The organism is Pedobacter sp. Bi27, assembly GCF_918698255.1.
In the GTDB taxonomy this organism is placed as follows: Bacteria; Bacteroidota; Bacteroidia; order Sphingobacteriales; family Sphingobacteriaceae; genus Pedobacter.
This window is the reverse complement of record NZ_CAKKMW010000004.1, coordinates 433,725-458,261: the sequence shown is the minus strand read 5'-3', so window position 1 is coordinate 458,261 and position 24,537 is coordinate 433,725. Positions and strand designations below refer to the sequence as shown.

Genomic DNA, 24,537 nt, shown 5'->3' with positions numbered 1-24,537 from the left:
TTGTTACTTTTCCGGCAAGGTGCCTTAGCAAGTAACAAATCAGGCATAACGAAATCTAAAACAAAACTAAAATCAAACATCTTGCTCAGCTTAACCAACATCAATAAAAAATATGGCAGCCATGAAGTATTAAACTTTGGCGAATGGAAAATCGATAACGGAATCCATTGGTTAAAAGGAGGGAACGGAACCGGTAAATCGACCTTATTTCGGATTATATCAGGACAGATTCCATTCAAAGGTGAAGTAACACTTAATGAAATAAACCTTAAAAATGAACCCATAAAATTCCGTTCGAAAATTAGTTTTGCCGAAGCCGAACCACAGTACCCATTATTTGTAACAGGGCAGGAACTGATCAATTTTTATGTTGAAACAAGAAAAGTAGAGGGTAAACAAGCCGAAGACCTTGCAGCTTATTTCGAAATGGCAGCCTTTCTTGACAATAAAATTGGTGGTTATTCGAGTGGGATGCTCAAAAAGCTTTCTTTGATCTGTGCATTTATTGGCAACCCTGATTTGTATATTTTAGACGAACCGTTGATTACCATTGATGTGGCTTCGGCAGATAAATTGTATCAATTGATCAAGGAAAAAGCAGTACAGGGAAGGAGTTTTCTTTTATCATCGCACCAGGAAGTTAGTACAGATAAACTAAAATTGGATACCGTATTTCAGATCGTTGACAAACAAATCATTCAACTATAATGCTGAAGTTACTGATCAATAGCTTAGCCAAAGAATTTTACCAGCAACACGCAGGATTTTTTCTGGTAGGCATTTATATTTTATTCGGTGTGGTAGAGCCTTCGCAATTAATTGGCTACCAAAAAGCCTTGTTATTAGCAGGTATTTCATCGCCTGTTGGAATTGCTATTGTATTTGTTTCATGGTTTTTATACGCTACAAAAGTTCATTTCTTTATTAAACAAAAATTAGCATCAACCAAGTATAATTTTATTAAAGAAACAGCTGCTCTGAAAAAAAATATGCAGCTAAAATTGTGGCTAAGATTATATTTTACCATTCTCATACCGGTTATTATTTATGTTTTTCTGCTCATCGGTTTAAGCATCAATTACAGTCTTTTTATTAGTGCCATTTGCATCCTGATTGTTTTTTCGGCTTTAATTTTTGGCTTATCGTGGCTAACTTATCAATCGGTAACATTAAGTTTTTTAATTAATGAAAGGGAACCGGTTCGTTTTGGAATAAAATTTAAAAAACCATTCTTCAGCTGGCCGTTATTCCATTTACTCAAAGAACAACCCTTAATGTTATTGATGTGTAAGCTATTGTCATTTGTTTTCTTTAAAGCAATGCTGTGGATGTTTGCCGATGTTGGCTACGATATACGTATATTATTAGTTGCTTTATTGGCGTCTGTTTTGTGCCATGCAGTTTTGGTTTTTACTTTGCTAAAGTTTGAAACTGAATACATGAATTTCAGCAAGAGTCTACAGCTATCAACCTATAAAAGAATATTCAATTGGTTATTAATTTTCGCCATCATATTAATCCCCGAATGGATATTTTTGATTTCAGCCGCTCACTTTAATCTCTATGCTATAGCCAATGGGCTTCTGTTTAGTTTATCCGGGCTATTTTTCCTATTGGCGTTAGTGTATATCGTTCGGTTAAATATGGACAATTACCTCAAATGGTTGCTGTTTTTCTTTTTTATTGCCATGTGGTTAATCCTCGCGCAATATTATCTTTTGTTCAGTTTAGTGTTGTTAGTCAGTTGTATTTTATACTACTTGCTTATGTTTAATAAAGTCGATCTGAAGGGGATAGAAGAATAAGAATTTTAACCACAGATGCCCAGAGAACATACAAATATAAATTCATCTGTGCTCATCATTGACCTGGGGTTAAATTCTGTTTTCAGGTTAACCTAAACCATCGTTTTTTTCCAGTTCCCCTTTTTAAACAAGATATAGGCTGCTATCGCAATACCTGCTTCGGCTGTTGGGATGGCAATAAAAACACCAGTTGGGCCCATTTCTAAAAATTTGGCTAAAAAGTAAGCAAAAGGAATCTGGAACAACCAAAAGGCAAAAACATTAATTTTGGTAGGCGTCCAGGTATCGCCAGCACCATTAAATGCACTGCTGAATACCATAGCAGCTCCATAAATCACAAAACCAATGCTTAGAATTTTTAAAGCTTCGCTTGCAACGGCAATCACATTTTCATCTGATGTAAAAAATGCCGCGAACAAATGCCCGCAGGTTAAGAACAGTACACTTACTATGGCCATGAAAATAATAATGTATTTCAGGGTCTGGAATACTGATTTTTCAGCGCGATCTATATGGCCTGCGCCCAAATTCTGACCAACCAAAGTAGCGGCTGCATTGCTTAGTCCCCAGGCGGGTAACATAAAAAACATCATCAGTCGCAGTGCTGTTTGGTAACCTGCCGACCCAGTATCACCACCAGTTGTGGCAACAAGTTCTGCTAAAAATACCCAGCTACAACTTGCAATTACGAATTGGAAAATAGCCGGAGCAGCAATCTTAACGATAGCTTTAATCTGGGTAAAATCAGGCAAGAAGTGACTAATGCGTATTTTTAATATATTTTTACCACTAAACAAATTGTAAACCTGATAAGTAACGCCCAAACCACGACCAATTGTTGTGGCAATTGCAGCACCTGTTAAACCAAATGCCGGTACTGGCCCAAACCCATTAATAAAAATAGGGCAGAGGATGATGTTCGCAATATTGGCGATCCACAAACTCCGCATTGCGATTGCTGCATTACCCGCACCACGAAAAATCCCATTGATTAAGAATAAGAGTACAATAATGATACTTCCACCCATCATAATCCGAACAAATGGAACGCCTTGATCAGCTGTTTCAGTTGAAGCACCCATCAGCAATAGAATATCTCTGGCGTAAATTAACCCGAGGATACTGATTATAATGTTAACGAAAACCGCAATTACAATCGTCTGCATACCGGCTTTTGATGCCGCTTCTGGATTTTTCTCGCCAATTCTCCTGGCAACCACCGCGGTTGCAGCCATACTCAACCCAATGGCCAATGAGTAAATAATGGTTAACACCGATTCTGTTAAACCAACGGTTTGTATAGCATGGCTACTATTTTCTAAGTGGCCAACAAAATATAGATCGACTAAGGCAAAAACCGACTCCATAGCCATTTCCAGCATCATCGGAATGGCCAATAAAATAATTGCGCGTTTAATGCTAATTGAAGTTAAATCAACCTCATGACCTTTTAAAGATTGAACGAGGATATCGAAAAAAGACGAAAGTTTGCCCTGTGTCTTTGTTGACTGTGACATATAATAATAAAGTAAAGTGTAATGTATAAACCAATGATACGCCTTTAAGCGTACATATCTAAAAATTGTAAGGGAGGGAATCCTCGGTTATTTAGAACCTCAAACGGATTGCAGATACTATCATGGCTCTGGTCTTTTTGATGCAACAAAGATAGATAAAATTTCGAATTGTCAAATTTAGATGACTAATTTTTATCGAAGTGATTAGTTTTTTATTGTTGATCTATGATCTATGTCTCACAGACCATTCAGGTTGGATTTACGAGTGTTTTTTTCACGGAGACACGGAACTCAGGGATCTATAATCCCTTAAATCGGTGTAATCACCTGCTATATACTGTAGGCTTTAATCATTTCTTCTGAGACCTTTGTTCCACGACCAGTAGTTAAATCAATCAATACGTAATCAAAAATGCCATCTGAAGCTACTTTGCCAGTTTTTTGATTAACGATTTCGAATTGAACAGAGCAGCCTTTATCATTCATGGTTAAGATTCCAGTTCTGATCAGCATTAAGTCATTCATCAACAATGGCCGTTTAAAATTAATATCAACATGGCTTACAACCCAGCCCAGACCCTGTTTGGTAAAATGTTCCCAAGGCATACCGTAGAATTTTTCCATTTGCTCATAACGAGCTGCCAGTACATAATCAAGGTATTTACTATTATGCACATGGTTAAACATATCTATATCATCCGGGCGGACACGTAATTCACTTTCGAAAATGCTGTATTGATTCTTTTCCAAGGGTAAATGTTTTTGCAAAAGTATAAATAGCTTTTGATATATGATGTAAAGACGTCTTGATGTAAATATATGTCATCTTTTTCCATATTTATGATATGAAATGGGAAAGCTTACTTTATATGATATTTAAAATTCCACGCGAAGCAATAGCAGAAGAGCGTGAAATGTTTATTTAAAGCATACTCCAGAGCAGCACTTCTTTGGTGTTTTGCTTAACCATATCTCGGTTACAATGACTGAGGGCCAGCCCCCTTAAATCGCCACAAGGGAAGGGTATTATTTATCCATAAGCCAGCCATATAATTGCTTTAAGTCTTTTGATAAAGAAGTAACGGTTTAATCTTTATTCTGATAATTTAATTTTAATCTTTCCTGGTGCGATCGTCATATAGTGAGATTAGCGTTTTAGTCAAAAGCATTAAATATCAGAGATTATAAGTCTCAAGTCGTCATTTCGAGCGGAGTGCAACGCAGTCGAGAAATCTGTCAAGATAGATCTCTCCATTTCACTACGCTTCAGTCGAGATGACGACTTTTCGACAGACTTATCTAATTCAAGTTAATAAAAAACACCTCTTGCTTTTAAGCAAAAATAACTTTAGCTTTGCGCCACAATTAATTAATTTTTTATTGCTTTAATATTATTCAAGAATGTATTTAAGTCCAGAGAAAAAAGCTGTAATCTTTAAAGAACACGGCAAAGTAGAAACCAACACTGGTTCTGCAGAAGGTCAAGTAGCGTTATTTACATACCGTATTGCGCACTTAACAGAACACTTAAAGAAAAATCGTAAAGATTTCTCTACTCAGTTGTCACTTCAAAAATTGGTAGGTAAACGCCGCGGTATTTTGGCTTACCTATACAAAAAAGATATTGAGCGCTATCGTGCTATCATCAAAGCTTTATCGCTTCGTGATATCATCAAACAAAAATAAGCGCAAGTTTATCAATAAAAGCCATTCTTTAGGGAATGGCTTTTTAATTCCCTGTTAATTTTTTTAACGGGTTTTATTATAGATAGGCTTTTTTAATCCTATCTTCGTTTGCAAAAACAAATACATATATAAACAACGGTGTGTAGAAAGAGGAAAACACACCATAATTCTATTTAAATGAATGTAATAAAAAAATCGTTCGATTTGGGCGATGGCAGAATTGTAGAAATTGAAACTGGTAAATTGGCTAAACAAGCTGATGGTTCGGTTGTAGTAAAAATGGGCGATACCATGTTGTTAGCAACTGTAGTATCAACTGTTGGTGCTAAACCAGGTACTGATTTTTTACCATTATCGGTTGATTATCAGGAAAAATATGCGGCTACAGGCCGTATTCCAGGAGGCTTTTTACGTCGTGAGGCAAGATTATCTGATTACGAGGTTTTAATCTCTCGTTTGGTTGACAGAGCTTTACGCCCAATGTTCCCAAGTGATTATCACTCTGATACACAGGTGATGATTTCTTTAATTTCTGCAGATAAAGATATTATGCCAGATTGTTTGGCAGGTTTAGCAGCATCAGCTGCATTATCAGTATCTGATATTCCTTTCAACGGTCCGATTTCTGAAGTACGTGTTGCTAAAATTGATGGTAAATTGGTAATCAATCCATTAGCCAGCCAATTAGAGCGTGCAACTTTAGAGTTTATGGTAGCTGGTTCGGCTAACGATATAGGCATGGTTGAAGGTGAGTGTGATGAAATTCAGGAAGACGAAATGGTTGAGGCTTTAAAATTTGCACACGATGCAATTAAAGTTCAATGCGCTATTCAGGTTGAATTAACTGAGGCTACTGGCAAAACCGTTAAACGCGAATACAGCCACGAAGACCATGATGCTGATTTAAAAGCTAAGGTTTATGCTGATACTTACGATAAAGTTTATGCTGTAGCAAAAGCTGGTGGCAATAAAGATGTCCGTAAAGAAGGTTTCACTGCGATCATTAACGAATTCTTCGAGGCAATGCCGGAAGATACTGCAGATTTAACTAAAGCAATGGCTAAACATTATTATCATGATGTTCAGTACGATGCAATCAGAAACTTATTGTTAGATGAAGGTATCCGTTTAGATGGGCGTAAGACTACAGAAATTCGTCCTATCTGGAGTGAAGTTGGTTATTTACCTGCTGCTCACGGTTCGGCTGTATTTACACGTGGCGAAACACAATCATTAACTTCAGTTACTTTAGGTAGTAAAGATGATGAGCAAATGATTGATGGCGCTTTCTTTAATGGTTACAACAAATTCTTATTGCACTATAATTTCCCTGGTTTCTCAACCGGAGAGGTTAGACCAAACAGAGGCGCTGGCCGTCGCGAAATTGGTCACGGTGCTTTAGCACAACGTTCATTGAAAAAAGTATTGCCTCAAGGTGAAGCAAATCCTTATACCATCCGTATTGTTTCTGATATCTTAGAATCTAATGGTTCGTCATCAATGGCAACTGTTTGTGCTGGTACATTAGCATTAATGGATGCAGGTATTAAAATCAAATCTCCAGTTTCAGGTATCGCAATGGGTTTAATTACCGATGAGAAAACCGGTAAATATGCAATCCTTTCTGATATTTTAGGTGATGAAGATCACTTAGGTGATATGGACTTTAAAGTAACTGGTACTGAACACGGTATTGTTGCTTGTCAAATGGACTTAAAAATCAATGGTTTATCTTACGAAGTTTTAACAAAAGCTTTGTTACAGGCTAAAGAAGGTCGTTTACACATCTTAAACGAGATGAAGAAAACCATCAGCTCACCTAACGAAGATTATAAACCACACGCACCACGTATTGTTTCTTTAACTATTGATAAAGAATTTATCGGTGCAATTATCGGCCCTGGAGGTAAAATTATCCAGGAAATGCAACGCGAAACCGGTGCTTCAATCTCTATCGAAGAAGTTGATGGCAAAGGTATTGTAGAAGTATTTGCAGATAACAAAGCAGCTATCGATGCAGCGGTTACCCGTATCCGTAATATCGTAGCTAAGCCAGAAATCGGTGAAGTTTACCAAGGTAAAGTAAAATCAATTATGCCATTCGGTGCATTTGTTGAGGTGATGCCAGGTAAAGACGGTTTATTGCACATCTCTGAAATTTCATGGGAACGTTTAGAAACCATGGATGGTGTATTAAAAGAAGGTGATAAAATCGAGGTTAAATTATTAGACATCGATAAACAAGGTAAAATGAAACTTTCTCGCAAAGTTTTATTGCCAAGACCAGAAAAACCAGCAGCGCCACAAGCGTAAAAAAGTCCGGGGTCGGAAGTCCGAAGTCGGGAGATATAGCAACCCTTTCAGTTTTACTGGAAGGGTTTTTTGTTGAGATATAATTAAGTTTGAAATGATTTTGTAACTTGCATTGCCACTATCTAAGCTAAGATAATTGGTTTATGCAAGGTCTAGCGATTTCGTCATGCTGAATTTATTTCAGCATCTTTCTGGTATTAAGACCCTGAGATGAATTCAGGGTGACGGCCGTTCATTTATAATGCATATAATAACGAAAGCAAAATTTGGACTTAAATAATCAAGAAAAATTAAATGAAATACATTATTGCCCCATCCATACTTTCTGCCGATTTCGGCAATTTACAGCGAGATATTGAAATGATTAACCACAGCGAGGCCGATTGGTTCCACGTTGATGTGATGGATGGTGTTTTCGTTCCAAATATTTCTTTTGGTTTTCCCATCATGGCCGCTGTAAAAAAATATGCTACTAAACCTTTAGATGTACATTTAATGATTGTTGAGCCTGATAAATATGTTCAGGATTTTGCCAAAGCAGGAGCGGATAGAATCACGGTACATTACGAAGCCTGCACACATCTGCATAGAACCATTCAGTTAATCAAAGCATCAGGCTGCAAGGCTGGTGTGGCTTTGAACCCGCATACTCCGGTAACCTTGTTGCAGGATGTAATTGAAGATCTTGATCTCGTGCTCATTATGTCGGTTAATCCCGGTTTCGGTGGACAAGCTTTTATCCATAATACCTACAAGAAAATACAGGATTTAAAGGCCTTGATTCAAGGTGTAAATGAAGACTTAATAATTGAAATCGATGGTGGTGTTGGTTTGCAGAATATTGCTACATTAGTATCTGCAGGTGCCAATGCCTTTGTGGCCGGAAATGCAATTTTCGCAACAGATAATCCAACGGAAACCATTTCTAAAATGAAAAGCTTGACAACTAGCGCGATAAATATTTAAATTGTTAAATGTTTTATTGCTAAATTGTTTAGGATAAGGCGCATACAGTCTTAATCCCTGATACTTTTGTCTTGATACTAAAAATGCTCAAATTTCGGCTAATCCTTCTCCTTTTAATTGCTGGTTGCGGTTTTGCTGTGGCACAGCCTTTAGTTAGGGTTTCAGGGATAGTTTATAGCGATGAAAAGTTACCCTTGGCACAGGTTACGGTAATCGTTTTAGGGCAGGCACAATCAACAGTTACGGATGAATTTGGCGTATATACCATTTATTCAAAATCAAAAACGTTTAGCATTAAATATTCGCTTTTGGGCTATCAGCCACAAACCGTAAAATTTAGTGAGCGCTCGGGAGCTCGGATTATCAAACAGATAAATTTAATTGCCAATATCAATGAATTAGAGCAGGTTAATATAACCAACAAACAGAACCAGTTAAGTAACACCACTACTATTAATATTGCCGATGTTTCTTCAATGCCATTGGTTTCTGGTAATTTTGAAACCATGCTCAAAACCCTGCCAGGTGTATCTACAAACAACGAATTAAGTGCCCAATATAGCGTTAGAGGAGGTAACTTCGACGAAAATCTGATTTACATCAATGATGTGGAAATTAACCGGCCAGTATTAATCCGCAATGGGCAACAGGAGGGACTAAGTTTTATCAATTCAGATTTGGTGAGTAAAGCAAAATTCTCTGCGGGTGGCTTTGAAGCAAAATATGGCGACAAACTATCTTCAATTTTAGATATTAGATACGATAAACCAGACAGTAATCAAACTATTTTTAGTACCAGCCTTTTAAACACCTCATTAACAACCAAAAAGATATTCAAAAACAGCTTCCTTTTGGCTGGTTTACGCTATAAAAACAACTCTAGTGTACTGATTAAACAAGATGAAAAGGGGAGTTATAGTCCAAATTTTGCCGATGCTCAATTGCTGTATCAATATGATTTTTCATCAAAATTCAATATCAGTTTTTTGGGGAGCTTTAACCTCGGTCAGTTTAAATTGGTGCCCACCAATAGAGAAACCCAATTCGGAACGTTGAGCACTACATTAAGGCTGAATGTGGATTATACAGGACAAGAAATAGACGATTACCAAACTTTTGGAAGCGCCGTTACTGCTACTTATTCGCCCAAACCAAACCTGGTCATCAAGTTTATTAACAGTTATTTTAGTACGGTTGAGAGAGAGCGTTTCGATATTAATGGCAGCTATATTTTTGATGAGGTGGATAATAACTTTTCAGGTGAAAATTTTGGGATGATCAATAAAAATAGAGGCATCGGCAGTTATTATAATTATGGAAGAAATAGTTTAAATACCCAGATTTTCGCTTCTGAAATAAAAGTAGATCAGAATTTTAATAATCATGTTTTTTCCTGGGGGATAAAATTCGACAATTCGAAATATAACGACCAATTGAACGAGTATAATTATACCGATTCTGCCGGGTTTATATTGCCAAACAATTCGAAAAATATCACGTTACAAAATGTAATCAACATACAGAACAATATCGATATTAAAAACTACAGTACTTATATTCAGGATAGCTATTCGCTTTCCAATTCTGCAGAGTTACAATTAGGAGCACGCGCCACATATAGTTCATTAAGCAAACAGCTATTAATCAGTCCGAGGATGTTGATTGCTTATAGGCCCAATTCAAACAATAAAATTTTAAGGTTTTCTGCTGGTGTTTATAAGCAGCCACCCTCATACAGGACCATTCGTGATTTTTCAGGAGTATTAAATATTGATCAAAAGGCACAGAGTTCTTATAACACTTCTCTAGGTTATGAATACGCTTTTGATGCTTTTGGAACACGGCTAAAGTTTACTTCTGAGGCCTATTTTAAATATTCTGACCGATTAATTCCGTATAAAATAGATAACCTGAGAATTAAATACCTGGCGAATGAAGTCTCGCGCGGTTATGCTTATGGGGCCGATTTTAGTATAGGCGGCGAATTTGTTAAAGACCTGGTTTCTTATTTCAGAATGTCGGTTATGCATGCCAATGAAGATATTATCGGAGATAGTTATATTCAGAATGGAACTACAATTTATCCTGGTTATCTAAAAAGGCCAACTGATCAGCGTTTGAATTTCTCTATATTTTTCCAGGATAAATTATTAAATAGTCCAACTTATAAAGTACACTTAAACGCGCTTTATGGCTCAAGGCTACCGATTGGTCCATCACAAACACCACGGTATTTAGATCAATTTTTTATCCCATCATACAAGCGGGTAGATATCGGTTTCTCTAAAGATTTCCTTGATGATGCTGCTTTGCACAAACCTAAATTTTTGGACAAAAATTTCAGTTCGGTTATTTTGTTCTTTGAAGTTTTTAATATGCTGAATATCGACAATACAGTTTCCTACCTATGGCTTAAGGATGTAGATAATGTGCAATATGCCATTCCAAATTATTTAACAGGCAGGCAGTTTAACCTGAAATTGATTGTGAAGTTGAAGAATAAGCCATAAACTACTAAATCTATCGGCGTTAATCTTTTCGTCTATCTGAATAACGAATTCTTTGCAAAAACTGCAACAAAACGCTCATTTTTGTTAAAATTTTTAACAAAATTTAATTTTTTATGATACGATTTTATGGGCATAACTGCTTTAAAAATTTTACATTTACGCCCATAAAACATTATATAATAAGATGAAGCATAATTTTGGCGCAGGCCCTTGTATTTTACCTCAAGAAGTGTTTAAACAAGCAGCTCAGGCTGTTTTAGATTTTAACGATGGATTATCAATTTTAGAAATTTCGCACAGAACAACCGAATTTGAGGCAGTTGTTGCTGAAGCTGATAAGTTGGTAAAGGAATTATTAAATGTGCCGTCGGGTTATTCCGTTTTATTTTTACAAGGTGGTGCAAGTTTACAGTTTGCAATGGTTCCGATGAATTTATTGGGCGATGGACAAACAGCAAGTTATTTAGACACTGGTGTTTGGGCAACCAAAGCATTAAAAGAAGCTAAATTTATCGGTAATGTGAATGTAGTTGCCTCATCTAAAGATGCGAACTATACTTTCATTCCAAAGGATTTTGAAATTCCTGCTGATAGTGCTTATTTCCACTATACTTCAAACAATACCATTTACGGAACTGAGCTTTTCGAAGTACCTAAAACAAACATTCCGGTTGTTTGCGATATGTCTTCTGATATTATGAGCCGTGTAATCGATGTTTCTAAATTCGATTTAATTTATGCCGGAGCTCAAAAAAATGTAGGCCCTGCTGGTTTAACCATCGCTATTGTTAAGAATGAAATTTTAGGCAAAATCGACCGTAAAATTCCATCTATGTTGAACTATCAATCGCATATTGATAACGATTCGATGTACAATACACCTCCGGTTTTCTCAATCTATGTAGCTTTATTAAATCTACGTTGGTTAAAATCGAAAGGTGGTGTTGCTGAGATTGAAAAAGAAAACAAACAAAAAGCTGAGGCACTTTACAGAGAAATCGACCGTAATCCATTATTTAAAGGAACTTGTGCAGTTGAAGACCGTTCTAGAATGAACATCTGTTTCGTAATGGAAAGCCCAGAATTGGAAAAACCATTCTTGAAATACGCTGAAGAGCAAGGTATTGTGGGTATTAAAGGGCACAGAAGCGTTGGTGGTTTCCGTGCATCGATGTATAATGCATTGCCAATTACAAGTGTACATGCCTTGGTAGATGCCATGCAGGTATTTGAAGAACAACAAGCAAAAGCAAATTAATTTAAATTTTAACCACAGATGATTACTGCAATTATTTAATCGGTGTAATCAATTAAATCTGTGCAATCATATATAACAATGATTAAAATATTAGCAAACGATGGGATTGATCCGATCGGAAAAGAATTATTAGAAAAAGCAGGTTTCCAGGTTGATACTGAAACCGTTCCTCAGGATAAATTAGCTGAAGCATTAAAAAACTATGATGCCATTACTGTACGTAGTGCAACAAAAGTTAGAAAAGAATTAATTGATGCTGTACCCAATATCAAATTAATTGGTAGAGGTGGAGTGGGCATGGATAATATCGATGTTGAATACGCACGTAGCCAAGGTGTTAACGTGGTAAACACGCCAGCTGCATCTTCATTATCAGTTGCTGAATTGGTATTTTCTCACTTATTTACAGGTATCAGGTTTTTACAGGATGCTAACCGTAAAATGCCTGTAGAAGGTTCTACTCAATTCAATAACTTGAAAAAAGCTTATGCTAAAGGAACTGAATTAAGCGGTAAAACCATCGGCATTATCGGTTTCGGTCGTATCGGTCGCGCTACTGCAAAAGTGGCTTTAGGCTTAGGTATGAATGTTTTGGCTTACGATTTATATCCTTCAGAATCTGAAATCACTTTAGAATTCCAAGGCGGAAAATCAGTAAGTATTCCAATTAAAACGGTTTCTTTAGACGAGGTAATTACAGGCAGTGATTTCTTTAGTTTACACACTCCATTTGCAGATAAACCTATTTTAGGTGCAGAAGAGTTTGCTAAAATGAAAGACGGGGTAGGTATTGTAAACTGTTCACGCGGTGGAACAATTGATGAGCCAGCTTTAATTGAAGCATTAAATTCTGGTAAAGTTTCTTTCGCTGGTTTGGATGTTTTCGATAACGAGCCTACACCATTGGCAGAAATTTTAACCCACCCAAAAATCTCTTTAACACCACATATTGGTGCATCAACCAACGAAGCACAAGAACGTATTGGTACGGAACTGGCTACGTTGATTATTGAGCATTTTAAGAAATAATTTATAAAGACCTTACAGGTTTTTAAAACCTGTAAGGTCTTTATATTAATCTAACGCATTCGTTAGCACCCAATAGCGGTAACCCAAAATCGCCTTCTGAAAAGTAGTAAGCTTATTCGGATCTTTTTTATACAAACTTGGTAAAAGCGCCTTATTTATCTTCACCAAGATTTTAAACAGTCCTTTTTTCATAATTTGTTTATTGCTTTTTCTGGTTACAAAGCTGCTAATATCCGATTGTACTTTTAAGAGCTAATTTTAGCAGTTTTATACCCCTGAAGTTTTTTACTAAAGAAATAAAATCCACCTGCCATTACTAGAATTAAAAAGGCGATGATGTAGGTTGATAAACCTCCTTTATTCTTTTTCTCTAAATCTTCTTTGAGCTGCGCATTCTGATCCTGTAGTTTTTTAATGGTTTGCATATAACCTTCTATGCGCTCCTGAGAATTATCCGCCACAGCGATTTTCTGCTGGTTCTGCAAATCTTTATAATCCATTAATACTTTCAGCTCTTTGAAAATATTGTTGTCGGTTAAAACTACCTGGCGAAGAATTTCATTGGAATTTTTAATATCACGTTTGGTTTGCCATCCGAATATTCCAGTTCGTTGATTTAAACTTTCATCATACTGACCAAACTTGCTACTTCTTTCTACAAGTAACGAATTTACTTTAGTACGCTGAGCAGCATAGGCAGTGGTATCTTGCAGTGCAAAGGCATGCAGGTTCAGCATTAAAAAAGAGAACAGATAAAAATATTTCTTCATGCGATATAAACGTGGAAAGGTGAAAGTTGTTTTGGCTGGTTTATTGGTTCATTGGCCATTAGTTCATTGGTTAGCAAAGTGGTTATTCTGTTTCATCGTTGCGAGCACAAAAAAATAGTTTGCAATTAGTTTGTTTAGGCAACATGCCAAATGAACCATTGAGCCAATGAACTACTGAACTTTCTTAAGGATGAAACTCCACCCGTACAATATCACCTAAATGCAAACCTAATAAACCACTTGCTTTACCTTTATTAATCGCAATTTCCAAGTGGTTACTAATCCCGAACAGGCAAAGTTTTTCACCTTCCTGTACTTCATTATAATGCCAACTCAATTGCGTAATGGTTTCGCTTTTTCTAAAGTATAAAGTAAAGTCTCTGTTCTTCTGTATTCTGGTGAAAAGATCTTTAGTAATGTTGGTGATTACATTGCAAAAAGTATCAATATACACCACACTACCACGGATCACATCTCGTTCAATCACAGGATGTAAAAGCATCTTCTGTTCAATTTCTGCTACAGGTAAACCGATGTCTTTCAGTTTGCCACCTTTGGCTAAATGCGTCGCTGCTTTAACAAAAATATCAACCAGGGGAAAGTGTAGATATTTCAAATCCTGCATAATGTTCAGCTCTACCACATCTTCCGGAACATCATCAAAAAGAAGGGAAAAAATACCATTATCAGCCCCTACAAAAAAGTGGTCACGGTGCTTTACAGCAATATATTTGGTATTTTCACTATATACAGAATCGATGCCAATTAAGTGCACCGTATTCTTCGGAAAGTAAGGATAAGCGTTTTTTAGCACGAAGGCTGCGTACGAAATATTGAATGATGGAACCTCGTGGGTAATATCAACTAAATTAACATTAGGCATAAGACTCAACAGACTACCTTTAAGGGCGCTCTGGTAAAAATCTTTTGAACCTAAATCTGTTGTTAAAGTAATTATCCCCATTAAAAATTCATTATTATTGCTTATTCTTGTGTACGGGCCTAAGCGTCTGCAAATATTCAAATTTTAATTAATATACCCCGATAACTTTTTAAAATACTACAGTTTGAACGAATTAAAATTAACTCTGGATACCGTAAATCCTGCTCACTTTTGGGGGCCGAATAACGAGAATTACGAAATGATTAAAGGTGCTTTCGCAAAGTTGAAACTGGTAGCGAGAGGTAGTGATGTTAAGGTTCTCGGTGATGAACAGGAACTTAAGGCTTTCGAGGATAAGTTTAACCAGCTTATTGCACACCTCGAGAAATATAGCTCACTTACCAATAACGACGTAGAATCTATACTGGGTGCAAAAGCAGCCGGTGTAGTAAAAAAAGATGTAGAACAACCTACCGGAGGCGGTGGAGAGGTAATTGTTTTTGGCACAAACGGCCTTTTGGTTAAGGCAAGAACCGCTAATCAACGCAAAATGGTAAGCAGCATTGCTAAAAATGACATCCTATTTGCCATTGGCCCCGCCGGAACAGGAAAAACATATACCGCCGTTGCTTTGGCTGTTAGGGCATTAAAAAATAAAGAAATTAAACGGATTATTTTAACCCGCCCGGCGGTCGAAGCAGGGGAGAACCTTGGTTTCTTACCTGGCGATTTAAAGGAAAAAATCGATCCATATTTACGTCCACTTTACGATGCCTTGGATGACATGATTCCTGCAGAGAAATTGAAATTCTACATCGAAAACCGTACGATAGAAATTGCGCCACTGGCATTTATGCGCGGACGTACTTTAGATAACTGTTTTGTGATTTTAGATGAGGCGCAAAACGCCACCGATATGCAGTTAAAAATGTTTTTAACCCGTATGGGGCCAACAGCTAAATTTATTGTCACTGGCGATGTTACACAGATCGATTTGCCTAAAAAACAGATGTCTGGTTTATTTAACGGCTTAAGGATTTTAGAAGATATTAAAGGTATCGATATTATTTACTTAAGCGGTGAAGATGTGGTAAGGCATAAATTGGTGAAAGATATCCTGAAAGCTTACGGCGATATTCAATAGTTGAGTCCTGAGTCGGTAGTCTATAGTCTTGAGTCTAAATCGACTATGGACTATGGACTAAAGACTTTCTGACTTCCCAACTTTTTTCCTATTTTTATCCCCTCATGAAAGCACTAAAAGAAACTCATTTCAATTTTCCAAATCAAAGTAATTTTTACAAAGGTAAAGTTCGCGATGTATACACTATAGCTGACCAGTTTATGGTGATGGTGGTATCAGACCGTATCTCTGCTTTTGATGTAGTATTACCTGAAGCTATTCCATTTAAAGGACAGGTATTAAATCAAATTGCAGCTAAATTTTTAGCAGCTACTCAGGATATCGTTCCTAACTGGGTTTTAGATGTGCCAGATCCAATGGTTACGATTGGCCGTATCTGTGAGCCTTTTAAGGTTGAAATGGTAATTAGAGGTTATTTGGCCGGTCATGCATGGCGCGAATATAGCGCAGGAAAACGTTCGGTGTGTGGTGTTTCTCTACCTGATGGATTAAAAGAAAACGATAAACTACCTCAGCCCATTATTACTCCAACCACAAAAGCTTCAGTAGGGCATGATGAAGACATTTCAAAAGAAGATATTTTAGCAAAAGGCATTGTTTCTATAACAGACTACGAAAAATTAGAAGAATATACTTACGCACTATACCAACGCGGAACTGAGATTGCTGCAAAAAGCGGGTTGATTTTAGTGGATACGAAATACGAGTTCGGCACTGCTGATGGCGTAATTTATTTGATCGACGAAATACACACGCCAGATTCTTCACGCTATTTTTATGCAGAAGGATATCAGGACCGCCAGAATAATGATGAGCCACAAAAGCAACTTTCAAAAGAATTTGTAAGGAAATGGTTAATCGAAAATGGTTTTCAGGGAAAAGATGGACAGGTTGTGCCAGAAATGACACCTGAAATTGTAAATTCAATTTCAGAACGTTACATCGAACTTTACGAACAAATTGTAGGAGAGACCTTTATAAAAGCTGATGCTGATGCAATTTCTAGCCGCATTGAAACCAATGTTTTAAAGGCTTTAGAAACACTTTAAATTCGAAAGAAATTTATACATTAGTAAAATAAAGATTAGAGAGATGAAATTTTCAGTAGATAAACACGATAAATATGTAACCTTAAAGTTAGAAGAGCCTAAGTTTACAAACGATAATGCTCCGGGGTTGAAATCAGAGTTCTATTTGCTCAACGCAGAGGGATTTCAAAATATAATTGTTGATTTAAGTCATGTTACAGAGTGTAGCGATGCGCAGGACTTAAGCTGCTTATTGGTTGGTGATAGGCTTTGCAAATCGGCAGGTGGGTTATTTATTGTAACCGGAATTAATGATGAATTGGCATCGATTATCGAATTATCAAACATATTCCAATCTGTAACGTTTGTTAATACAATAGAGGAAGCAACCGATTTTATCTTCATGGATGAGTTGGAGAAAGAATTTAGAGGCGCTAAATAACAAATATTTAAATAACATTCCGGCCTCGTAGTTTCTAAAAATCTACGAGGCTTTTTATATCTTATCATGATGAAATTTGAAGTTACAATTTTAGGAAGCAGTTCTGCAACTCCTGTATTTAACAGGAACCCATCGGCACAGCTTTTAAATTGTAATGAAAAATATTACCTCATCGATTGTGGTGAAGGCACACAACAACAATTGACCAAGTACAACCTTAAAGCCGCCCGCATCGATTATATCTTTATCAGCCACTTACATGGCGATCATTATTTCGGTTTAATAGGCTTGCTTTCCAGTTTGCATTTAAACGGCAGGATAAAACCCATGCAGATATTTGGCCCCAAAGCTTTATTGGAAATTTTAGAGATTCAGTTCAAATATTCTGATACCGTATTGAGATATCCGATTGAGTTTTTTCCGATTGAAGCCGATGAGTCTAGACAGATATTCGAGAATAGTGATTTAACAGTTAAAACTATTGTTTTAAATCACCGTATCCCTACAACGGGCTTTGTTTTTCAGCAGAAGAAACGACAACGGAAACTCATTAAAGATAAGACTGATGAAGTGCCTATGGCATATTATACGGCCTTAAAAAAAGGAATTGATGTAGAACTGCCAAATGGCGATATTTTACGCAGTGAAGATTATACCACCGAGGCAGATGCACCAAGATGTTACGCCTATTGCTCTGATACCTTGTTTGATGAGCGTTACTTTGCTACCATAAAAGGTTGTGATACCTTATACCACGAAGCTACCTTTATGCACGATTTATTGGATAGGGCTAAAGAAACACATCACACAACCGCTTTACAGGCAGCAGAAGTGGCCAAAATCAATGGTGTAAAGAAATTACTTATCGGCCATTTTTCTTCGCGCTACAAAACTTTACAAATGCTTTTAGAAGAAGCACAATCTGTTTTTGAAAATACGGAGCTGGCTGTAGAGGGGAGAACTTTTCATCTTTAGGGATTTTTATCTTTTTTACCGCCGAACACGCATTGGAATACGCAAAGAATCGCAGCGTTGGGGGCAAAGAAAAAGTTAAATACAATCTGCGTCTATCCTCTTAAATCTGTAGGAACCTGTAGCAGAAGTTTTTCCCGCGGATTACGCAAATCACCGCGGATCTAATTCCATTATCGGGCTTACATTTTTCATTTTTTACCGAAGAGTACACAGAGGAATACACAAAGATTTGCAGCGTCGGCGCAAAGCAAATGTTAAATACAATCTGCGTCTATCTTCTTAAATCTGCGGAAACTATAGCAGAAGTTTTTCCTGCGGATTACGCAAATCACCGCGGATCTAATTCCATTATCGGCCTTACATTTTTCATTTTTACCGCAGAACACACAGAGGAATACACAAAGATTCGCAGCGTTGGGTGCAAAGCAAATGTTAAATAGAATCTGCGTCTATCTTCTAAATCTGCGGGAACCCCAGCAGAAATTTTCCCACTGATAACGCAGATTATCGCAGAATTAATTCCACCCATTTTACCTCATTTAAAGATCTTTCATTGCATTTAGGATGACAAAAGAATAAGCCATTCAAATTTCCGTGCCTTTTGTGCTTCCGTGGCAAAAAAAATAGGCATATTAGAACTATGACCATAAAAAAAGCCTTACAATTTAAAACTGTAAGGCTTTCGATTTTATAAAATTAATTACTTGTCTTTTTTGTTGCCACCTCCAAATACCGAGAAGTGTACATAACGTTTAGGATTAGCTTTCAGATCGATCATTAATTCATCAAGATTTTTTGAAGCATTATTTAAATTCTGATACATTTTATCATCGTTTAACAATAATCCTAAACTGCCTTTTCCATCTTTAATTCCTGAAATTACACTTTGTAAATCAGCAATAGCATTGTTTGCATTATCTAAAGTTTGTTTAAAGTTAGCTGCTGCAAACTTATCGGTAACGGTATTAATGTTAGTTAAGATATCGCTGATTTTTTGATTATTATTATTAAGGTTGGCCGTTATCCCTTCAACATTTTTAAAAATCGCTTCAATACGTGCGCTTTCTGAACCTACTAAACCATCAACTTTTTTCGATGTGTTTTCTAACGAAGCCAATGTACCAGCAATACTGTTAAAGCTTTTATCAACGTTTTTCTGGAAGTTAGGGTTCAGAATAGAGTTCACACTACTCAGAATAGAATCCATTTTACTGATAATTAATTCCGCTTTCTTTTGAACCGGTTGTACCTGTTCCATTAAGCCCTTTTCTACATTAGCGTTTAAGGTGTAACCATCTTCGGCCATCTTTTTTGAATTACCTAACGACATTACAATGGCCTTACTGCCTAAAAGATCTGTACCTTCTAAGCGGGCAATACTATTTTCGGGAATTTCATATTTGCTGTTTACACTTAAGGTTGCAATAATACTACCGTCTGGCTGTAACTCCAATTTGGCCACCCGGCCAATCTGATAACCATTAATCAGGATAGGTTTTGAAACACTTAAACCATCAACCCTTGTATATTTTGCATATAATGTAGTTTCATTTGAGAAAATTGAATTTCCTTTTAAAAAATTATATCCAATTATTAATAAAGCAATGGCAAATGCAGCTAAAATACCTACTTTGGTTTCGTTCTTAATCTTCATGAGTGTTTTATTTAATGGCTACAAGCGCTGAAGGTATCTTTTCTTCACTTGTTAGAGCGTAATTAATTCTTGTGCTAAACCCTATAAATACACAAAGGCTGCACTATTTGTTTGGTATCTGTTTTATATTTTTTCCAAAGGTAAAATAAACATCATTTATAATGCCACTTATTTAACCTCAATATTTTTTTTGTATGTTTTTATTGCTTCCAAAATAGAATTGGCAATTTCATTCTGTCCATTTTGGGAATTAATATATTTTTCTTCCTCTGTATTCGAGATAAAACCTACTTCTGTTAAAACGGCCGGCATACCACAGCGCTGCAATACCAAAACGCCCTGTTCTTTAACACCACGGCTTAATCGCTTATCCCGCTTGATATAACTGTTTTGTATTAATTTAGCAAAATTAATGCTTTTGTCCCGAAAGGCATTTTTTAAAAGCGATAAAAGAATGAAACTACTCGGGTTACTTGGATCATACCCGTCGTATTTACTTTTGTAATTCTTTTCCAATTTAATATCGGCGTTCTCACGTATGGCAGCATCCTGTTCTTTTAACCGGTGCGATCCAGCAACCAATGTTTCTACTCCTTTGATATGCTTATTACCTGGTGGCATCGAATTACAGTGTACCGATATAAAAAGATCTGCATTAGCTTCGTTCGCTATTTCTGCCCGTCTGTATAAATCAACATCTATATCTGTTTTACGTGTGAAAATTATTTTAATATCCGGCATTTCCTCCTTTAATAAGGCACCCAATTTTAATGCAACCTTCAACGCAACATCTTTTTCTTTCGAAAAATTACCAGAGGCTCCGGGTTTTCTGCCACCATGACCAGGATCAATAACAATTGTTTTGATCTTATAACCCTGAGCAGGTGCTTTTTCAGCAACTAGTAATGAAAATAAAAGTATTGTAACCAGAAGTTTAATCTTCATGCAGGAGGGATATTAAAATGATGTTTCAGCTATATGTTTATAATTTTTAATTGCTTTAATAATTCCACTTACAATTTCATTTTGTCCTTCAGGAGAATTCATATAATCTTCTTCATCTGGATTACTCACAAAACCAATTTCAGTTAACACAGCAGGCATAGCTGCACGGGCCAATACCGCAAGGCTTTTCTCTTGAACGCCTCTGTTTATTCGGCCTGCATTAACATATTCTTGTTGAAGCATTGAAGCAAACTTTAAACTCCTATCTCTATTGGTTTGTTTCATTAAAGATAACATGATGTCACTTTCAGGGGTATTCGCAATAAATCCCTCATAGTTTTTCTGATAATTTTCTTCCAAAAACATCGATGCATTTTCTCGTTTGATCACCTCATCCTGCTCACCTAAACGGCGAGTTCCCGACACGAAGGTTTCTGTTCCCCTCGTTGAAGTGCTTTTAGAAGTAACGGTTCTATAAACAGGTACTTTTCTGCCCCTTACTTTTTTATAATAATCTACCACTCTCGATACCCTAACTGGCATATCATTTAAGTGGATAGAAATAAATAAATCGGCCTTTGCATTATTTGCAATGTTGATACGCTCATATAAAGGAATAAATACATCCGACTCGCGGGTATAAATAACTTTGATATCTTTCAAACTATCTTGAAGCGCGCGGCCAAGGTTCAATGCCGTTTTAAGCGCCACATCTTTTTCCTTCGAGTACACACCGTGGGTTGCACCATCTTTACCACCATGACCGGCATCGATCACAATTGTTTTAATTTTATATTCTTGCGCAAACACCTGATTATCAATTGAATTTGATAACACTAAATAAATAATAATTGTTAAAATGGATTTAAGATACATCAATGGTATATTTTTCACTAATTTTGAACGTTTTTGATTAAACATTTGTGCAAAAATAACATTCAAATACGAATTTGAAACTTCTTAAGAGCTCTATTTTACTAATATCTGTCATTTTATTAACACTTGTTGTTGGTAAAGCTAACGCATTTTCTCATTTTTCATTGCAACAAATCATCCAGCAAGACACAACCAAAAAGGATACGACTAAAAAGACAGGTAAAAATAACAGCAGTATCGACCAGAAAGTAGAATACAAAGCAGAGGATTCGGTAAAAATGAGTGCCGATAAAAGCATTGTGTATTTATACGGTAACGCAAGGGTGGTATATGGTGATTTTGAGCTAGATGCGGCTTATATCAAATACGATAAAAAGCAAAATTCCATATTTGCACGAGGTATTAAAGATCCGAAAACTGGTAGATATACCGGAAAACCAATCTTTAAATCGGGTGCCGATGGAACAGCCATAGCCGATTCTATTTTTTACAATTCAGAAACAACCCGGGCCAAAGTATATGGTGTTTTTTCTGAACAAGAGGGAGGTTTCTTCTCTGGTGGGCAGAGTAAAAAGCAGATAGATGATGAGCTGCACATTAAAAATGTAATGTATAGTACCTGTAATCTTCCACACCCGCATTTTGGATTAATGATTTCTAAAGGAGTGGTAACAGAGAAACAGATTATTACCGGGCCGGTTTACATGATTATCGAAGATATCCCCACTTTTCTGGGGCTACCTTTTGCTTTTTTTCCAAAACCTAACAAACGAACATCGGGTGTGATCCTTCCCACACCGGGCGAGGATGCAACCAGGGGCTTTTTCTTGCAAAACGGTGGTTATTACCTCGGATTGAACGATTACTGGGATGCCAAACTTTTAGGATCTATTTATACCAATGGCTCTTATGAAACAAGTTTACTGAGTAATTACACCAAAAGATATAAATACAACGGTAACATTAACTTAGCTTACTCTAGTTTTAAAGATGGTTTAGAAGGCACTGAAGCTTTTAAAAACCCGACCAAAAACTTTAGTATCAATTGGAGCCATAGTCAAAATGCCAACGCCAATCCAGGTACCACATTTAGTGCCAGCGTGAGATTGGTATCGACAGGAAAAAGAGGATACTATAAAAATACTGCAGCAGGTACTACTTACGACATTAACACTATCGCAACCAACTCAACAAGTAGTAGTATCAGTTATGCGAAGGCTTATTCGAACGGGATGAACTTCTCTTTGGCCGCATCAAGTGATCAGACTTTAAGTACAAGAGCGATATCGTTAAGATTGCCAGAAATGACATTCAACGTACCTACATTTAACCCATTTCGACCTAAAGACGCAGTCGGCGAACAAAAATGGTATGAAAAAATAACGGTTGGCTACAGCCTACAGGGAACCAACAGAATTGATACTTTTGATAGTTTATTGTTTCAAAATGATGGTTTAAAACGATTAAGAAGTGGATTTTCGCATAGTATTCCGGTAAACATGTCTTTTACTGCCTTAAAATATTTAAACTTTAGTTTGGGTGGCACCTACAATGAGGTTTGGAATTTCCAGAGTGTAAATAGAAGATATACCCAGTTTGCCGATAATACTTATACTTTTAGAGAAGATACCCTCAGTGGGTTTAAAAGAGCGGGCAGCTATAGCCTATCAACCAGCATGTCGACTAAAATTTATGGAAGAAGAGATTTTAATCCAGCAGGCAAAATCCAGGCGTTGAGGCATGTAATGACTCCAAATGTTTCCTTCTCTTATTCTCCGGATTTCACAAAAGCAGGAGCAGGGCCTTTTAGACCTGCAATTGATCAGCATGGTAATCAAATTTATACCAGTGGGCAACCTTTAAAATATTCCATTTTTGATGGTATGGCACAGCCGGGCTCTTTTGGCGGCCCTAATGCTTCCATTGGTTTCGGTTTGGACAATACCGTGGAACTGAAGGTGAGGAATAAAAACGATACGACCGGAACAGGCTCAAAAAAGATCCCGATTATTCAAGGTTTGAGTTTTAGTGGTTCATATAATTTCCTAGCCCCTTCTTATAAGTTATCAACTATTGGTTTTAGTGGCCGGTCGCAGTTTACCGATAAATTGGGGATAAATTATAATGGAACATTAGATCCATATGCTTTAAAAGACACAACGGTAAACGGCCAGATCACTAAAATAAGAGAGGATCGTTTATTTTTTCAAAAAGGTAAATTTTTACCCCGTTTAACTAACTTTGGTTTCTCATTCGATTATAGTTTAAATCCAGAGGCATTAAAGCGTAAGAACGAGGCTAATGATAAATTAGGTGAAGCAGCCAATAAAAAAGGATTAACCGATATACAGTCAGAACAATTGGCCGCTATAAGTCGTGATCCAAATGCTTTTGTTGATTTTAACATTCCCTGGAATTTCTCTTTCTCTTACAGTTTTCAATATTCGAATGACGGAAACAACAATACAATTTCGAATACACTAAACTTTAATGGAGATGTTAACTTAACACCAAAGTGGAAAGTTACTTTTAACTCAGGTTACGATTTTAAGAACAATGGCTTAACCCCAATGAATTTAGCTATTTACCGCGATTTACATTGCTGGGATATGAGTGTAAACTGGGTTCCATACGGTGCTTACAAAAGTTATTCTGTTACCATAAAAGTTAAGGCATCAATACTACAGGATTTGAAATTGAGCAAAAGACAAGGTTTTTACAGCACATACCAATAAA

The 24,537-nt window shown here is 36.6% G+C and carries 21 protein-coding genes; 13 read left to right on the top strand and 8 right to left on the bottom strand.

Features of this window, described 5'->3' with window-relative positions:
- Positions 1-81: 81 nt before the first annotated feature.
- Positions 82-708: an ABC transporter ATP-binding protein gene (locus LQ227_RS15800; protein ID WP_230141302.1), complete on the top strand. Its 627-nt coding sequence runs from the start codon at positions 82-84 to the stop codon at positions 706-708.
- Entirely contained in the window at positions 708-1,805 is a 1,098-nt protein-coding gene (locus LQ227_RS15795; protein ID WP_230141300.1) for a hypothetical protein, read from the top strand. The genes LQ227_RS15800 and LQ227_RS15795 overlap by 1 nt, the downstream gene beginning before the upstream one ends.
- Positions 1,806-1,897: 92 nt before the next feature.
- Here LQ227_RS15795 and LQ227_RS15790 read toward each other — a convergent pair whose 3' ends face one another.
- Together LQ227_RS15790 and LQ227_RS15785 are read right to left on the bottom strand one after the other, a co-directional pair.
- Positions 1,898-3,322 carry an MATE family efflux transporter gene (locus LQ227_RS15790; RefSeq protein ID WP_230141297.1) on the bottom strand — a complete coding sequence of 475 codons (1,425 nt, stop codon included), beginning with the start codon at positions 3,320-3,322 and terminating at the stop codon, positions 1,898-1,900.
- Between the two features lie 330 nt (positions 3,323-3,652).
- Positions 3,653-4,072 carry a thioesterase family protein gene (locus LQ227_RS15785; protein ID WP_230141295.1) on the bottom strand — a complete coding sequence of 140 codons (420 nt, stop codon included), beginning with the start codon at positions 4,070-4,072 and terminating at the stop codon, positions 3,653-3,655.
- 651 nt (positions 4,073-4,723) lie between these two features.
- Between LQ227_RS15785 and rpsO the strand changes: the two genes are divergently transcribed.
- From rpsO to LQ227_RS15755, 6 genes are all read left to right on the top strand, one after another.
- Positions 4,724-5,008: a 30S ribosomal protein S15 gene (gene rpsO / locus LQ227_RS15780; RefSeq protein ID WP_029275143.1), complete on the top strand. Its 285-nt coding sequence runs from the start codon at positions 4,724-4,726 to the stop codon at positions 5,006-5,008.
- A gap of 177 nt (positions 5,009-5,185) precedes the next feature.
- Complete coding sequence (gene pnp, locus LQ227_RS15775) at positions 5,186-7,321, top strand: polyribonucleotide nucleotidyltransferase (RefSeq protein WP_029275142.1); 2,136 nt, start codon at positions 5,186-5,188, stop codon at positions 7,319-7,321.
- 294 nt (positions 7,322-7,615) lie between these two features.
- Positions 7,616-8,287, top strand: a complete 672-nt coding sequence (rpe, locus tag LQ227_RS15770; RefSeq protein ID WP_230149950.1) for a ribulose-phosphate 3-epimerase — start codon at positions 7,616-7,618, stop codon at positions 8,285-8,287.
- Positions 8,288-8,370: 83 nt separating this feature from the next.
- On the top strand, positions 8,371-10,797 hold the full coding sequence (locus LQ227_RS15765) for a TonB-dependent receptor (protein ID WP_230149949.1): 2,427 nt from the start codon (positions 8,371-8,373) through the stop codon (positions 10,795-10,797).
- A 184-nt stretch (positions 10,798-10,981) separates the two neighbouring features.
- Positions 10,982-12,055: a 3-phosphoserine/phosphohydroxythreonine transaminase gene (gene serC, locus LQ227_RS15760; RefSeq protein WP_230149948.1), complete on the top strand. Its 1,074-nt coding sequence runs from the start codon at positions 10,982-10,984 to the stop codon at positions 12,053-12,055.
- A gap of 78 nt (positions 12,056-12,133) precedes the next feature.
- A complete protein-coding gene (locus tag LQ227_RS15755; RefSeq protein ID WP_230141288.1) occupies positions 12,134-13,084 on the top strand; it encodes a D-2-hydroxyacid dehydrogenase in 951 nt (316 codons plus the stop codon).
- A gap of 45 nt (positions 13,085-13,129) precedes the next feature.
- Here the strand turns inward: LQ227_RS15755 and LQ227_RS15750 are convergent, their stop codons facing one another.
- The 3 genes from LQ227_RS15750 to LQ227_RS15740 all read right to left on the bottom strand — a co-directional run bounded on the left by LQ227_RS15750 (position 13,130) and on the right by LQ227_RS15740 (position 14,818).
- Positions 13,130-13,276, bottom strand: a complete 147-nt coding sequence (locus LQ227_RS15750) for a hypothetical protein (RefSeq protein ID WP_215128796.1) — start codon at positions 13,274-13,276, stop codon at positions 13,130-13,132.
- Positions 13,277-13,329: 53 nt separating this feature from the next.
- On the bottom strand, positions 13,330-13,854 hold the full coding sequence (locus tag LQ227_RS15745) for a hypothetical protein (protein ID WP_230141284.1): 525 nt from the start codon (positions 13,852-13,854) through the stop codon (positions 13,330-13,332).
- A 184-nt stretch (positions 13,855-14,038) separates the two neighbouring features.
- A complete protein-coding gene (locus tag LQ227_RS15740) occupies positions 14,039-14,818 on the bottom strand; it encodes an S-adenosyl-l-methionine hydroxide adenosyltransferase family protein (protein ID WP_230149947.1) in 780 nt (259 codons plus the stop codon).
- A 103-nt stretch (positions 14,819-14,921) separates the two neighbouring features.
- Here LQ227_RS15740 and LQ227_RS15735 point away from each other — a divergent pair, with 103 nt between their 5' ends.
- The 4 genes from LQ227_RS15735 (at position 14,922) to LQ227_RS15720 (ending at position 18,326) form a co-directional block, all read left to right on the top strand.
- The gene (locus LQ227_RS15735; protein ID WP_029275135.1) at positions 14,922-15,881 is read left to right on the top strand and encodes a PhoH family protein; all 960 of its coding nucleotides are present in this window, start codon (positions 14,922-14,924) and stop codon (positions 15,879-15,881) included.
- Positions 15,882-15,985: 104 nt separating this feature from the next.
- Entirely contained in the window at positions 15,986-16,930 is a 945-nt protein-coding gene (locus LQ227_RS15730) for a phosphoribosylaminoimidazolesuccinocarboxamide synthase (RefSeq protein ID WP_230141282.1), read from the top strand.
- 43 nt (positions 16,931-16,973) lie between these two features.
- The gene (locus tag LQ227_RS15725; RefSeq protein WP_131031946.1) at positions 16,974-17,351 is read left to right on the top strand and encodes an STAS domain-containing protein; all 378 of its coding nucleotides are present in this window, start codon (positions 16,974-16,976) and stop codon (positions 17,349-17,351) included.
- Positions 17,352-17,420: 69 nt separating this feature from the next.
- Positions 17,421-18,326 (top strand): ribonuclease Z, encoded by a 906-nt coding sequence (locus tag LQ227_RS15720; protein WP_230141280.1) that lies wholly within the window; start codon positions 17,421-17,423, stop codon positions 18,324-18,326.
- A gap of 700 nt (positions 18,327-19,026) precedes the next feature.
- Here the strand turns inward: LQ227_RS15720 and LQ227_RS15715 are convergent.
- The 3 genes from LQ227_RS15715 to LQ227_RS15705 all read right to left on the bottom strand — a co-directional run bounded on the left by LQ227_RS15715 (position 19,027) and on the right by LQ227_RS15705 (position 21,801).
- The gene (locus LQ227_RS15715) at positions 19,027-19,980 is read right to left on the bottom strand and encodes an MlaD family protein (RefSeq protein WP_230141278.1); all 954 of its coding nucleotides are present in this window, start codon (positions 19,978-19,980) and stop codon (positions 19,027-19,029) included.
- A gap of 168 nt (positions 19,981-20,148) precedes the next feature.
- On the bottom strand, positions 20,149-20,925 hold the full coding sequence (locus tag LQ227_RS15710) for an N-acetylmuramoyl-L-alanine amidase (protein WP_230141276.1): 777 nt from the start codon (positions 20,923-20,925) through the stop codon (positions 20,149-20,151).
- A 12-nt stretch (positions 20,926-20,937) separates the two neighbouring features.
- The gene (locus LQ227_RS15705) at positions 20,938-21,801 is read right to left on the bottom strand and encodes an N-acetylmuramoyl-L-alanine amidase (protein WP_230142000.1); all 864 of its coding nucleotides are present in this window, start codon (positions 21,799-21,801) and stop codon (positions 20,938-20,940) included.
- A gap of 164 nt (positions 21,802-21,965) precedes the next feature.
- Here LQ227_RS15705 and LQ227_RS15700 point away from each other — a divergent pair, with 164 nt between their 5' ends.
- Positions 21,966-24,536, top strand: a complete 2,571-nt coding sequence (locus LQ227_RS15700) for a putative LPS assembly protein LptD (RefSeq protein WP_230141275.1) — start codon at positions 21,966-21,968, stop codon at positions 24,534-24,536.
- Position 24,537 lies beyond the last annotated feature (1 nt).

Excerpts from the sequence above, each read along its gene's own strand:
- LQ227_RS15795 (WP_230141300.1), top strand. The coding sequence starts at position 708 with ATGCTGAAGTTACTGATCAATAGCTTAGCCAAAGAATTTTACCAGCAA.
- LQ227_RS15790 (WP_230141297.1), bottom strand. The coding sequence starts at position 3,322 with ATGTCACAGTCAACAAAGACACAGGGCAAACTTTCGTCTTTTTTCGAT.
- rpsO (WP_029275143.1), top strand. The coding sequence starts at position 4,724 with ATGTATTTAAGTCCAGAGAAAAAAGCTGTAATCTTTAAAGAACACGGC.
- pnp (WP_029275142.1), top strand. The coding sequence starts at position 5,186 with ATGAATGTAATAAAAAAATCGTTCGATTTGGGCGATGGCAGAATTGTA.
- rpe (WP_230149950.1), top strand. The coding sequence starts at position 7,616 with ATGAAATACATTATTGCCCCATCCATACTTTCTGCCGATTTCGGCAAT.
- LQ227_RS15765 (WP_230149949.1), top strand. The coding sequence starts at position 8,371 with ATGCTCAAATTTCGGCTAATCCTTCTCCTTTTAATTGCTGGTTGCGGT.
- serC (WP_230149948.1), top strand. The coding sequence starts at position 10,982 with ATGAAGCATAATTTTGGCGCAGGCCCTTGTATTTTACCTCAAGAAGTG.
- LQ227_RS15755 (WP_230141288.1), top strand. The coding sequence starts at position 12,134 with ATGATTAAAATATTAGCAAACGATGGGATTGATCCGATCGGAAAAGAA.
- LQ227_RS15750 (WP_215128796.1), bottom strand. The coding sequence starts at position 13,276 with ATGAAAAAAGGACTGTTTAAAATCTTGGTGAAGATAAATAAGGCGCTT.
- LQ227_RS15745 (WP_230141284.1), bottom strand. The coding sequence starts at position 13,854 with ATGAAGAAATATTTTTATCTGTTCTCTTTTTTAATGCTGAACCTGCAT.
- LQ227_RS15740 (WP_230149947.1), bottom strand. The coding sequence starts at position 14,818 with ATGGGGATAATTACTTTAACAACAGATTTAGGTTCAAAAGATTTTTAC.
- LQ227_RS15730 (WP_230141282.1), top strand. The coding sequence starts at position 15,986 with ATGAAAGCACTAAAAGAAACTCATTTCAATTTTCCAAATCAAAGTAAT.
- LQ227_RS15725 (WP_131031946.1), top strand. The coding sequence starts at position 16,974 with ATGAAATTTTCAGTAGATAAACACGATAAATATGTAACCTTAAAGTTA.
- LQ227_RS15720 (WP_230141280.1), top strand. The coding sequence starts at position 17,421 with ATGAAATTTGAAGTTACAATTTTAGGAAGCAGTTCTGCAACTCCTGTA.
- LQ227_RS15715 (WP_230141278.1), bottom strand. The coding sequence starts at position 19,980 with ATGAAGATTAAGAACGAAACCAAAGTAGGTATTTTAGCTGCATTTGCC.
- LQ227_RS15710 (WP_230141276.1), bottom strand. The coding sequence starts at position 20,925 with ATGAAGATTAAACTTCTGGTTACAATACTTTTATTTTCATTACTAGTT.
- LQ227_RS15705 (WP_230142000.1), bottom strand. The coding sequence starts at position 21,801 with ATGTATCTTAAATCCATTTTAACAATTATTATTTATTTAGTGTTATCA.